The 12,329-nt window shown below is 47.7% G+C and carries 7 protein-coding genes; 5 read left to right on the top strand and 2 right to left on the bottom strand.

What is annotated here, in order from left to right; all coding sequences use genetic code 11:
• The first annotated feature begins 171 nt into the window (after positions 1-171).
• Together GZ78_RS14925 and GZ78_RS14920 are read left to right on the top strand one after the other, a co-directional pair.
• Positions 172-1,857 (top strand): AMP-binding protein, encoded by a 1,686-nt coding sequence (locus GZ78_RS14925; RefSeq protein ID WP_330217613.1) that lies wholly within the window; start codon positions 172-174, stop codon positions 1,855-1,857.
• A 183-nt stretch (positions 1,858-2,040) separates the two neighbouring features.
• Positions 2,041-2,922 carry a hypothetical protein gene (locus GZ78_RS14920; protein WP_034837551.1) on the top strand — a complete coding sequence of 294 codons (882 nt, stop codon included), beginning with the start codon at positions 2,041-2,043 and terminating at the stop codon, positions 2,920-2,922.
• Positions 2,923-2,965: 43 nt separating this feature from the next.
• Here the strand turns inward: GZ78_RS14920 and GZ78_RS14915 are convergent, their stop codons facing one another.
• Positions 2,966-3,775, bottom strand: a complete 810-nt coding sequence (locus GZ78_RS14915) for a hypothetical protein (protein ID WP_034837548.1) — start codon at positions 3,773-3,775, stop codon at positions 2,966-2,968.
• 638 nt (positions 3,776-4,413) lie between these two features.
• Here GZ78_RS14915 and hrpA point away from each other — a divergent pair.
• From hrpA to GZ78_RS14900, 3 genes are all read left to right on the top strand, one after another.
• Positions 4,414-8,520 carry an ATP-dependent RNA helicase HrpA gene (gene hrpA / locus GZ78_RS14910; protein ID WP_269078771.1) on the top strand — a complete coding sequence of 1,369 codons (4,107 nt, stop codon included), beginning with the start codon at positions 4,414-4,416 and terminating at the stop codon, positions 8,518-8,520.
• A gap of 124 nt (positions 8,521-8,644) precedes the next feature.
• Positions 8,645-8,902 carry a hypothetical protein gene (locus tag GZ78_RS14905; protein ID WP_152558751.1) on the top strand — a complete coding sequence of 86 codons (258 nt, stop codon included), beginning with the start codon at positions 8,645-8,647 and terminating at the stop codon, positions 8,900-8,902.
• A 239-nt stretch (positions 8,903-9,141) separates the two neighbouring features.
• Entirely contained in the window at positions 9,142-10,368 is a 1,227-nt protein-coding gene (locus tag GZ78_RS14900; RefSeq protein WP_034837543.1) for an OprO/OprP family phosphate-selective porin, read from the top strand.
• Positions 10,369-11,053: 685 nt separating this feature from the next.
• On the opposite strand, the gene GZ78_RS14895 is transcribed toward GZ78_RS14900, so the two are convergent.
• On the bottom strand, positions 11,054-12,256 hold the full coding sequence (locus GZ78_RS14895; protein WP_201772719.1) for a DNA-processing protein DprA: 1,203 nt from the start codon (positions 12,254-12,256) through the stop codon (positions 11,054-11,056).
• Positions 12,257-12,329: the final 73 nt, after the last annotated feature.

Below are 12,329 nucleotides of genomic sequence, written 5' to 3'. Positions count from 1 at the left end.
TTAAAACTGGTAATCTCCGACACCCCCGATTCGGGTGTTAAAATGCCTTGCTCAAAGAGAGGAGGCAGGCTGATTTAGTTGTGACAGATTAGTGGTAACTGACTTAGTGATGTTTTTGGCGACTTTAGGGCAAAATAAACCGGGCTCTCTCGTGCAGTGGAGGTGGTCTCTGTGATTCGCAGTGATTTCTGGAAAGACAAGTACCCTGAAGGCGTGCCATCAGAAATTGATACAGGGCAGTACCGTTCTATTTTGGATGTGCTGGATTACTCTGCCCGCAGATACGCGGACAAGCCAGTATTCAGTAATCTGGGTAAAAGTATCACTTACTCTGAGCTGCATGAGCTCAGTGGTCACTTTTGCAGCTATTTGCAGAATGAAACGGATCTTAGACCCGGTGACCGTATAGCCATCATGCTGCCAAATCTGCTGCAGTTTCCCATTGCCGTCTACGGTGCACTCAGAGCCGGCCTGGTGGTCGTGAACACCAACCCGCTTTATACCGAACGGGAAATGGAACACCAATTCTGTGACTCTGGCGCCAAGGCTCTGGTTGTTCTGGCCAATATGGCGCATATGGCAGAAAAGGTCGTTTCAAAAACATCGATTGAAACGGTAGTGATCACTGAAGTGGGGGACATGCTGCCGCCACTGAAGAAAACAGTGGTCAACCTGGCGGTAAAGTATGTTAAGAAAATGGTACCTGACTACCATGTCAAAGGTTCAGTCCGCTTTAGTAAAGCTATGAAGCTGGGCACCCGCCATACGCCCCATGATGCCCGTAAGGAGGAAGACGAAGTAGCGGTTCTTCAATACACGGGTGGTACGACCGGTGTTGCCAAGGGGGCAATGCTGACTCATCGCAATATTCTCAGCAACATGTTTCAGGTGAAGGCTATGGTGGCCCGTAATCTGGAAGATGGTAAAGAACTTCTGATTGCACCTCTGCCGCTTTATCACATTTTTGCTTTCACGGTTCACTGCATGGTAGGCATGCTGGTGGGCGCTCATAATATGCTGATCACTAATCCCCGTGATATGAAAACCTTTATGAAGGATATCAAGGGACAGCCATTCAGCATGTTTGTAGGCTTGAATACTCTGTTTGTAGGCCTGATGAATAATCCTGAATTTCGCAAGATGGATTTTAGTCATCTGAAAAATACGGTCTCGGGTGGGATGGCGTTGCAGATGGATACGGCGGAACGTTGGGAGAACCTGACCGGCTGCAAGATCTGTGAAGGTTATGGCATGACAGAAACTTCACCTGTCGTGACTATTAATCCTCTGGACCGAATCAAACTCGGCTCTATAGGTATTCCGGTGCCTTCTTGTGAGTTGAAAGTGATTGACGACGATGGCAATGATCTGGGGCTCAACGCAGTGGGTGAACTGTGTGTTAAAGGTCCACAGGTGATGAAAGGCTATTGGGATAATGTTGACGCAACTGATGAAACTATTGATGAAAAAGGTTGGCTGAAAACCGGTGACATTGCCCGCATCGATGATGAAGGTTATGTCACGATTGTCGATCGTAAAAAGGACATGATTTGTATTTCTGGCTTCAATGTTTACCCGAATGAGCTGGAAGAAGTCATGGCGATGCATCCGGATGTCGATCAATGTGCCGCTATAGGTGTGCCACACGAAAAAACCGGTGAAGCCATCAAAATGTTTTTGGTGAGTTCTAATCCGACCATGAACGAAGAGCATGTGACCAAACACCTGCGCAAACATGTGACTGGCTATAAAGTCCCCAAACAGATCGAGTTCCGCGACGAACTGCCTACTACTAATGTCGGTAAGATTCTTCGTCGTGAATTACGGGATGAAGAGCTGAAAAAGCGGGGTCTATAGTTCCTCCTGTTCTGGCAGCGCTGATTGACCGTTGGCTGCCAGATTGTCTCTTGATAGCCAGCCTTTCCCTATTCTCTAATACCTTGGTCGAACACGTCAGTATGGCTGACCGTCCTGTCATAACTATCTCGGCCAGTCCTCTTCATAATGTCAGTCTGGAATCAATAGCAAGAGGACGCTGACATGGACTTATCGATCAATTCACCAAGTATGCTTAACTTTCATGCATCGCCCAATGGGCAGGTGCCTGTTGATGAAAGCAGTGCAACACTGGGGCAGTTCTCTGTGGGGTCTCATGGATCGGAGAAGTCGCTTACTTCTAAGAAGGACGGTCTTGAAAGTGAATTAACGGCTAAACGCTCTCTCTGTGCCCGTATTGCTCATCCACTGACTTCTACTGTTCGTGGTATCTACAACAAGACTGTAACTACGGCTTTGCATGCAGAGACTACAGGTTACGAGAAGGGCGGCTTCCTGTTGGGTAAGCCTATGAAGATCATTGGTGGTCTCTGTGGTTTGGGCTATGGCGTTTTGACCAGCCTTCCCATGTTTGCACAGGGTATTGCCAGAGCTTATCAGGGCAATTTTGAAAAGTATGAGGGTTCACTTAAAGACACGGGGAAAAGGCAGAACTTTTATCGCAAGGAGACAGCTATCAGTCAGCTGAATGCGACCAAACCTTTGTGGTTCAAGGGTTCCATTGGTAACGCCATCGAGAAAATGAGCGTTCTGAAGGATAATGATGGATTGCGTGTGGTGGATGGTATTACCAAATTAGACTTCATGCTTAACTTCTATCTGCTCTGCTCTAGGGGAGGTTTGGATCTGAATGATATTGTTGGGGAGCACCCTGAGTTAAGAGAGCCTTTAATGGTACTTTTGAAAGCTGTTGAAGATGAGTCCCAGGTATATCAGCTAATTAATGACTGCTATCTGACGGGAGAGCCCGATGTACAGAATCGGAACGATCATAGGCAGTATGTGGCAGATGTTTACGCAGGACGAATTAATCTCGATAGTGAAAGTAAGATTCGTGAGCTAAGGCAAAGTTTGAAACAAAATTAAAACTCTTTTGAATGGTTAAAATAGAGCCGGGCTAATGACCCGGCTATTCTATGCCAGTCATGGGATATCTATTATCCTGGGGCGTGATATGTGTGAGCTCAATTCTGTTGAGAAAGAACTCAATAGAAGACGATGAGTGTGGATCCAGTAGCAGGAAATCTGGAAACTCAGTCTCATGCAAAGAGCTGACGACGCGTGAGTACCTGTCCAGATCTGCTTCACTTCTTCCTTCATTAATCATGAGTATCAGGTGGCAGAAAGCTTTTGAGTAAGCACGATTGGCTTCAAGTCTGGAAGACTGATCCTTAACTAATGCACGAGCCAATCGTTGAAAGTAGGGCAACTGTTCTTTTCTGATCTTCAGGCTATGGACTGATTCACTCAGCGTGTCCATGTGTCCGAGAAGGTTGGTGGCGAGATGTGGATCGGTGAGAGCCATTTCTGCAAAGTCATTGGCGGACAGCTGTTTTCTTTCAATCGCAAGGCTTAGTGAGTTCCTTTCATAAATCATTACAGGAATCATGGCCCGGCTTAAGCTATTGAAGGGGAGTGAAGTTAACTGGCAGAGTTCCGGGTAACCTTCGAGCAGCATAGAGAATTCTACTTTGGCAATGAGGGTTTTGTCCAAGGCCTCTTGCCAGAAAATATTAGGTATGGTGCCATTGATTATTTGTGGGGGCGCTTTGTGCTTTGCCAATGTATCAGATAGGTAAATCTCGAAGGTTCGGATCCAGTATCGTTCAAAGTCACTGATGGAACATGAGGTTTTGGCCAGAGCATTAAGAGCAGTGGCACTGATCAGAAAACCAGCCAAGAGCACTCTTAGTCGGTGGCAGGTTCTGGCAGTATTCATATTATGCCTGCGTCATGATGGGTTAGGGCAGTAACTATAGGTCAGGCGAACCTTTCTGCAATAGAAAGAGTGGAAATAGAGGCAGTTCTTAATGCTGATTGATCAAATCAGTCGTCATTGTGTTCTTGTCCATCAAGTATTCTGACGGCCTATCGATCCTCTGCCGGAGATAGCGTAAAGGTATTAATAAGGCCTGTTTTACAAGGCCTGTTTTACAAGGCCTGTTTTACAAGGCCTGTTTTACAAGGCCTGTGCAATGCCTTCATACCCCCAGGGGCCTTCACCCAGCCAGGATGGTTCAGGGGCAGCCTCTAATCGGTTGATATGGGCGCTGCCCACATTTCTTTAGGCTTCACGCTGTTTGGCGCACCATTCCTGCGGTCTTTCTTTTGAAGACAGTTCCTGTACGGGCAGGCTTCTCAGCATAGTCATAAAGTCATCAATGGTGGGTTCTGGCAGGTCAGTGCCGTCTTCCCAGGCTAATAACAGTGTCAGGCCGGAATTCCATTCTTTTTGGTATGAATATCCCTGACATAAAGCCTGAGCAGGCCTCCGAATAGAAAAGAAAAACGCATATAAGAGTTCAGACCGAGTATAATTGCGCGTTTTGATTGCAACGCATTTTCCGGGAGATTTGAGTGTCCGGCCACAGCCCTGAGCCAAACAGCCCTGAGCCAAACAGCCCTGAGCCAAACAGCCCTGAGCCAAACAGCCCTGAGCCAAACAGCCCTGAGCCAAATAGTAGCCCTGACTCCATCCAGCGGCATAAGAGGTCTTCGCCCAGCAAACATTCTTCGGGAAACGACCGTGAAAAGGGCCGTCATCTTCAGAAGAAAGCGCTGTACGAAGCTCTGGATCAATGCATGATCAGGGATCGTTTTCCTTTACGCAGGCAGATACAACGACTGCAGGCCAGCGATAATGTCGCTGTGGAAAAGCTGCAGAGCAGGATAGACCGGTCCTCTGTCAGGGTTCAGAAAAGGCAGCAGGCTATTCCTGGTATTGATTATGATGAGGCTTTGCCTGTTGTTGCTCGTCGTGATGAGATCAGACAAGCCATAGAACAGCATCAGGTTGTGGTGATTGCGGGAGAAACCGGGTCGGGTAAAACCACCCAGATTCCGAAAATCTGCCTGGAAGCAGGTCGCGGAATTTATGGTCAGATTGGCCACACTCAACCAAGAAGGCTGGCGGCTCGATCCGTAGCCAACCGAATTGCCGAAGAGCTGAAAGTGCCCATGGGGGAGCAGGTAGGCTATCAGGTTCGATTCACCGATCATGGTAATGAGAATACCCTGGTCAAGCTGATGACCGACGGTATTCTGCTGGCTGAAGTTCAGAATGATCGCTTTTTGAATCGTTACGATACCCTTATTATTGATGAAGCCCATGAGCGCAGCCTTAATATTGATTTTCTGTTGGGCTATCTCAAGATTCTTCTGCCTAAACGACCTGATCTGAAGTTAATCATCACCTCCGCAACGATTGATGTAGAACGTTTTTCAAAGCATTTTGACAATGCCCCTGTTATTGAGGTTTCTGGCCGTACCTATCCCGTGGATGTCAATTATCGTCCCATGGAAGATCTGGAGTTGGAAGGCCGGGATGCCGACCAGAGAGTCCAGCAAAGTATATTGTCCTGTCTGAGAGAAATAGAAGGTCAGGAGCGCTCCGGCAAAGGTGGGCGTTTGGGCGATGTACTGGTTTTTCTAAGCGGTGAGCGGGAAATCCGGGAAACCAATAAATTTCTCAAAGATGCACGCTTGGCTCATACAGAGATTCTTCCTCTTTATGCCCGGCTTTCTGCAGCTGAGCAGAACCGCATCTTCCAACCCTATTCATTGGCTACTGGCAGTCGCGGGCGAAGGATTATTCTGTCGACTAACGTGGCAGAAACGTCACTGACGGTTCCGGGTATTCGCTATGTTATTGATCCTGGAACAGCAAGAATCAGCCGGTACAGTGTTCGTTCAAAAGTGCAACGATTGCCCATTGAACCGGTATCTCAGGCATCTGCTAATCAGCGTAAAGGTCGATGTGGCCGAGTCGCTGAGGGTGTTTGCTACCGACTTTATTCTGAAGAAGATTTTCTGGGGCGCCCTGAGTTTACCGATGCTGAAATCTTAAGAACCAATCTGGCTGCGGTTATTTTGCAGATGCTCAGACTGGGGTTAGGGGATATCGCTGCCTTTCCTTTTGTTGATGCTCCTGACTCAAAAGCGATCAATGATGGTTTCAAACTCTTGCAGGAGTTGGGTGCGGTCAGTGATCAGCGTCGTATGACCCGCATGGGTCAGCAGATTTGCAGATTGCCGGTTGATCCCCGAATGGCGAGGATGCTGGTAGAAGCGGATAAAAACCGCTCACTCAGTGAATTGCTGGTTATTACCAGTGCTCTGGCTATCCAGGATCCAAGAGAGCGTCCGGCAGAGAAGAAACAGGCTGCAGATCAGCGACACCGTGAGCATTATCACGATGACTCGGACTTTATGAGTCTGGTTCAACTCTGGAATGCTTATGAAGAACAGCGTCAGGAACTTTCCCAGAATCAGTTGCGTAAATACTGCAAACAGCAGTTTCTGTCGTTTATGAGAATGCGTGAGTGGCGGGATTTGCATCGTCAGCTATCTCTGGCTTGTAAAGATGTGGGCCTGAAAGCCAATGAAGACGAGGCGAACTACGCAGATATCCATAAATCTCTGCTGGCCGGTTTGCTTTCTCACCTGGGTAACAAGGATGACGACGCTGATTATATGGGAGCACGCAACCGTCGTTTTTATATCTTCCCGTCATCAACACTGTATAAGCGCAAACCCAAGTGGGTGATGACAGCTGAACTGGTTGAGACATCAAGACTGTTTGCCCGCACTAATGCCAAAGTGGAACCTCAGTGGATTGAGCCGCTGGCGGGGCATCTGGTCAAAAGAAATTATTTTGAACCCCACTGGGAAAAGAAGCGAGCCCAGGTAGTGGCCTATGAGCAGGTCACTTTGTACGGTCTGATTATTGTTGGCCGACGCCGGATAGGTTATGGCTCGATTGATCCGGTCGTATCCCGCGAAATATTCATCAGGGAAGCGTTGGTAGAGGGCCATTATCATTCACAGGGTAAGTTCCAGTCACATAACCTGGCGCTGATTCAGGAAGTGGATGAATTGGAATCCAAGTCCCGGCGCAGGGACATTCTGGTCGATCCGGAAACCCTCTATCAGTTCTACGATGAAAAGCTGCCAGCCGATATTCACAACGGTGCCGGTTTTGAGAAGTGGCGTAAAGTTTCCGAAAAAGAAGACGCCCGACTTCTGTATCTCACCAAAGAATACTTGATGAGGCATGATGCCGGTGAGGTGACCGAAAATAAATACCCTGACCGGTTCCGTTGGGAAGGGTTAGAACTTCCGCTGACGTATCATTTCGAACCGGGTGCTCAGGATGATGGGGTGACACTGACACTGCCGGTACAGGCTTTGAGGTTGTTGCCTAAACATCGTCTGGAATGGCTGGTACCGGGCATGCTTTACGACAAGTGTGTTGCATTGGTCAGGGCCCTGCCTAAAGCGACGCGCAAAAATTTTGTGCCTGTGCCGGATTACGTTCGTGGCGCCATGGACTCCATGTCTACCTGCGATGAGCCACTGACGGATATTTTGGGGCACCATCTGCATCGCATGTCCGGTGTTCGCATCCTTGAAGAGCAATGGGATACGAGTGACCTGTCGGATCACCTGAAGATGAACTTCCGGCTGATTGACGAGAATGGCAAAGTGTTGGGGCAGGGCCGGAATCTGATCAAACTGAAAGAAAAGTTTGGTCGTGAATCGGAAGACAGTATGCGCAGGCTGACGGACAGCTCACTGGAGCAGGAAGGTCTGAAAGACTGGAGTTGTGGTGAGCTTCCAGAAGAAATTACCCGTAATGTGGGCGGTCTGGTTCTGAAAACCTACCCGGCTCTGGTCGATCAGAGCAGCTCTGTGGCTGTTAAGCTGTTTGAAGATAAAGCCATGGCGGAAGCTACTCACCGCATGGGTTTGACTCGTCTGCTTCAGTTCAAGCTGTCCAATCAGCTGAAGTTTGCTCTGTCAAAGATGAAGCATCTCAAGCAGGTGAAACTGCTGACTACTGGCATTATGCAGGCCAGGGCTCTGGAAGAAGATCTTCAGGCATTTTTGATCTCAGAAGTCTTTGTTCGTGATTCTGCCCTGTTGTCAGGCAATAAGGGACCAAGAAACGAGGCTTCATTTAAAGCGCTGGTTGAGGAGAGGAAGGGGCATTTGGTGCCTTTTGCTGAAGAGATTGATGGCCTGCTGTTCGAGATATTCCAGAAGGCTCACAACGTCAGCAAGCAGCTAAAGGGCAAAATATCCTTTGATCGGGCTTTTTCACTTTCAGATATCAAACAGCATCTGGTTCAGCTGATCTATCCAGGCTTTCTCTGTGATGCGGGTATTGAGTGGCTGAGGCACTACCCAAGGTTCCTGGAAGGCATTGAGGTCAGACAGGAGAAGCTGGCTGCCCAGGTCAATAAAGACAGAGCCTGGACAGAGGAGTTATCCAACCTTTATAAGTCCTGGGAAAAGCGTAAGGAAGTTCATGAAAAGCACAAAATTGTGGACGAAAACCTGATGCTTTACCGTTGGATGCTGGAAGAGTATCGAGTTTCACTCTTTGCCCAGAAACTGGGGACTCGTTTTCCGGTTTCTGAAAAACGACTCAGGAAGCTCTGGCAAGAGGTTCAGGAAGTCTGAAAAAAGTCGTTAAGGATTAGAGGCTGCCTGGAAAGTAATGGATCGGTTGAAAATCCAGAAAGAACGGCTAAATTATCCAGGCAGCCTCTTAAAGAATGACACGGTTTGGCAGGGAGGCCATATCATGAAAAAGCTATTAACAGGTTTCGTTTTTATCTTGGCTGTACTGGGCTTAGGCCTTACCGTTGCCAATGAAATGGATCTTTTTGACGAGCAGGATGAGCCTGAATCCAGGCAGTATGATTCTGACGATCTCTACCAGAATGAAACGGCTTCTTATCCGGGGCAGTACTCTGAATCTGATGAGTATGAAGAGGATGAGGACGACGATTATGATGACGACGAATACGATGATGATTCTGATCAGGATGACCTTCAATAAAAGGGCATGGTTTTGATTTATTCAGTGCCCGTTTTTACTGGGTATTTTCGATAAAATGCCCAATAAAACCAATACTCATACTCCCTCTTCAAAGTGTGATCCAGATTTAAATATTCTGACCATTTAGTAAGTAATGTAATAAAACTTTCTCTCTCTCGTCACTTCCAAGAAATATTTCCGTTTCAATATACCCATCCGAAGTTAATAAAAAAAAACACAAATCACAAGGAGTGTTTTTAATGAAACTCAAGCCTGTTTCCCTGGCTGTAGCCGCTGTTGCTGCGGGTCTGACCCTGTCTTCTGCTCATGCAGGTGTTGTGAAGACTGAAGGTGAAGATATTATCGTCAGCACCAAAAATGGTGGTCTTCAGCTGAAAACAGAAGACGGCGCTTTTTCTTTCAAGGTCAGCGGTAAGCTTCAGTGGGATTACGCTAACCTGGACGAGTTTATTGCCGGTGGTAAAGATCAGGACTTTGGTTATCTCCGTCGTGGCAAGCTGGGCATCAGTGGTAAGGCCTACTCTGACTGGAAATATAAACTGGTTCTGGAATCTGACGACAATGACATCGTTCTGGATGAAGCCAATATCACTTATGCTGGATTCAAGCCTGCCAACATCAAAATCGGTCGTTGGGGCAATGAGTTTGGTCTGGAAGACTCTGTAAGCTCTTCCTGGATCATGGCGATTGAGCGCCCACACATTTACGAAGCGCTCCGTGCTGATGGCAACAATGATTATGGTGTTCAGGTGTTTGCTGCAGACACAAACTATCTGCTCCGTGCGGGTGTTGAATACATCGGTCTGGACAAGACAACTGACAGCGAACAAAAGCAACAGTTTGCTTACCAGATGCGTGCTGCTTATGCCCCCATCATGGAAGATGAAATGCTGTTGCACGTTGGCTTCTCTTACTACAATGCCAACCCTGACAGAGAAACCGATGCGGCCAAGAGCTCCATCAGATTTGCGAAGAAAGGCACCAAAGTCAAGCTGTTCAATGGTACTGGCATGAACGTCAAGGACGATGCCGAGTATGCGTTTGAACTGGCCGGTCAGTTCCAGTCACTGCAGCTGCAGGGCGAATACTTTATTCGTGACATCAAGTCTGACAATGCTAACAGCGACGTAAAAGTAACCGGCTACTATGGTCAGGTTTCTTACATGCTGGACGGTGGCAAGCGCACCTACAAGAAAGGTGAATTCAGCAAGCCTAAAGGTGGTAAGTGGGAAGCTTTCGCCCGTTACACTGCAACCACTACCGATGCCGACAGCGCTGTTACCCTGGGTACCAGTGGGGATGATGTAGAAACCGCTTCCTACACTCTGGGTCTGAACTACTACCCCACCAAGAATATTCGCGGCATGTTGAATTATGTTCACGGTGAAGTGAAAAACCATACTTCTTACGTGAATGAGAAAGACGATGGCAACGCTATCGTAGCTAGAGTGCAGTACGTGTTCTGATTCCCTTCAGTTCCTTTGTGTGTGAGTTTGGCCCTGCTATGCAGGGCCTTTTTGATGGAAAGTATGCTTGATCGGTTCTTACCCCGTCTTTTCTGATGGCGAAGGACTAGGAGGCTGACCGAGAATAGACAGCCCGGCCTAAAATCCAGAAAGAACGGCCATCTTTTCCACTGAATTTGCTTAAATAGGTCAACTATTCGCACAAATTCAGTGAAAAAGCTGACTCGTTCTACTGAATTTTATGCTCGAACGCTATTCTCGGTCAGCCTCCTAGGCAAAGGTTTCGCCAGTGCCGGTATCCAGTTAGCCAGTTTTTTCCCAGAGTGACCCGGAAAATAAATTCCAGATTCAGCCACCGGGACTGTGGGTAGCTGAAATCAGATAACTCTCTGAGTGCGTGAGCATTGGACTTAGCTTCTATTCGAGAATTTATTGAAGAAGAGCAGCGAGAAAGTGTGCAGTATCAGGGCAATTTTGATAGTTCTGGTACTAAAGATGTCGCACTTTTACACTCTAAGACTGGAACCACGGGGTTTTCTGGAGATGTCTCTGATGAATTAAAAAGAACCTAAAAAAGCTTCGTGAGCTCATGACTGCGAATTTGCAGAATGATCACTCACCAGTGGTAGCAAGAACTGACGCTTACAGGCCGTTTGTATCGCCAAGTCAGAGTTTTCGGAGCAGCCTACCCCGGGTTATTCCATTGATAACGAACAGGTTGTGTTTTCTTGACTAAAACGCCATCCTCTACTGCACGAATCAGCCATTCTTTGACCTGGCTCTTATGCAGTCCCAGAGACTGGGATATGTCATCAGATGCGATAGGGGTTTTGCACAAAGGTTGCAAGTGTTTTAGAAAAAAAGCATAAAGAGACTCTAAATGTTGTTCTTTATGTTCTGCCTTCTGTTCGAGCAGGCTCGGCTGGCTTCCCCTGATTTCACTGCTTACAGTAGCGACAGAAGAATATGACTCTGACCCTTTGTCTTGTGACGCAGACGGTTCTTCAGCTCCCCACAAGTCCAGAGTTGGTACCTGAGACGGCTGTTTGATAAACAGGTCAGCTACCACCATCTTATCAATACTGTTGTGACACCAGTGAGCGCCCTGATTAACGATGTCTTCATTCCCTGCAGCTCGGTCTTCAGTCGGCTTGACCCATAATGGCACCCAGTCTTTTTTCAGATTCTCCAGCGCGCCATTCCATGTACCACCTTTAGTACCGGAATGCACGATCAATGCCCCATCAGCCATGCAATAGACATACTTATTGCGAGCCATGGCATTACCGGCGTTAAAGCCGGCTTCAGGATAAAATGGAGAGATCAGAACAAGGTTGTTACTGGCAAGATGGCTGCGCCATTTTTTAGCCATTGCAGCTTTCAGCAAGCTGTCTGCCATAACACCGATTGAAGTTCCCTCTGCGTTCACTGCTCCCAGCATTGAGGTTTCATCAACACCCCGAGCCCCACCGGAAACAATACAGATTCCATTGGAAGCGCTCTTCGCTCCAATAGCATCGGTAAACACCAAATCAACGGGAGAAGCATTTCTGGAACCCACTACAGCCAGCCCGCCCTGATTGAGAAGGTCTTTATTGCCCACACCAAAAAATACGGGAGGAGCCAAAGTGCCCAGCCGTGCTTTTAACCGCTTCGGATAGCATTCGTCTGAGCGAGTGATCACCCAGACCCCCGCTCTCTGCCATTTCTCCAAAGCCAGAGCCATGGCATTACCACGTTCAAGCAATGCTTTGATGCGGTCAAAGGTAATGTTTTTGTCCTGCCAGCCTGCCAGCAGTTCAGAGAAGTTCTTTTGTAAGAGTTGGGCAGGTGAGAGTTTCTGATCTTTCAGCCATAACGCAAAGCGCCCCCACTCCGTGGGGGTCAAAGGTTTTGCTGCTCCTCTCTCAGGCTTTGAGAAGTATGTGTTGAGCAACAAAATTGCTTGTGTATTTCCTGAA

Origin of the sequence: Endozoicomonas numazuensis (assembly GCF_000722635.1) — a bacterium.
GTDB classification, from domain to species: Bacteria; Pseudomonadota; Gammaproteobacteria; order Pseudomonadales; family Endozoicomonadaceae; genus Endozoicomonas_A; species Endozoicomonas_A numazuensis.
The sequence above is the reverse complement of the archived record's forward strand: the minus strand, read 5'-3'. Positions and strand labels throughout refer to the sequence as shown.

Excerpts from the sequence above, each read along its gene's own strand:
- GZ78_RS14920 (WP_034837551.1), top strand. The coding sequence starts at position 2,041 with ATGGACTTATCGATCAATTCACCAAGTATGCTTAACTTTCATGCATCG.
- GZ78_RS14915 (WP_034837548.1), bottom strand. The coding sequence starts at position 3,775 with ATGAATACTGCCAGAACCTGCCACCGACTAAGAGTGCTCTTGGCTGGT.
- GZ78_RS14905 (WP_152558751.1), top strand. The coding sequence starts at position 8,645 with ATGAAAAAGCTATTAACAGGTTTCGTTTTTATCTTGGCTGTACTGGGC.
- GZ78_RS14900 (WP_034837543.1), top strand. The coding sequence starts at position 9,142 with ATGAAACTCAAGCCTGTTTCCCTGGCTGTAGCCGCTGTTGCTGCGGGT.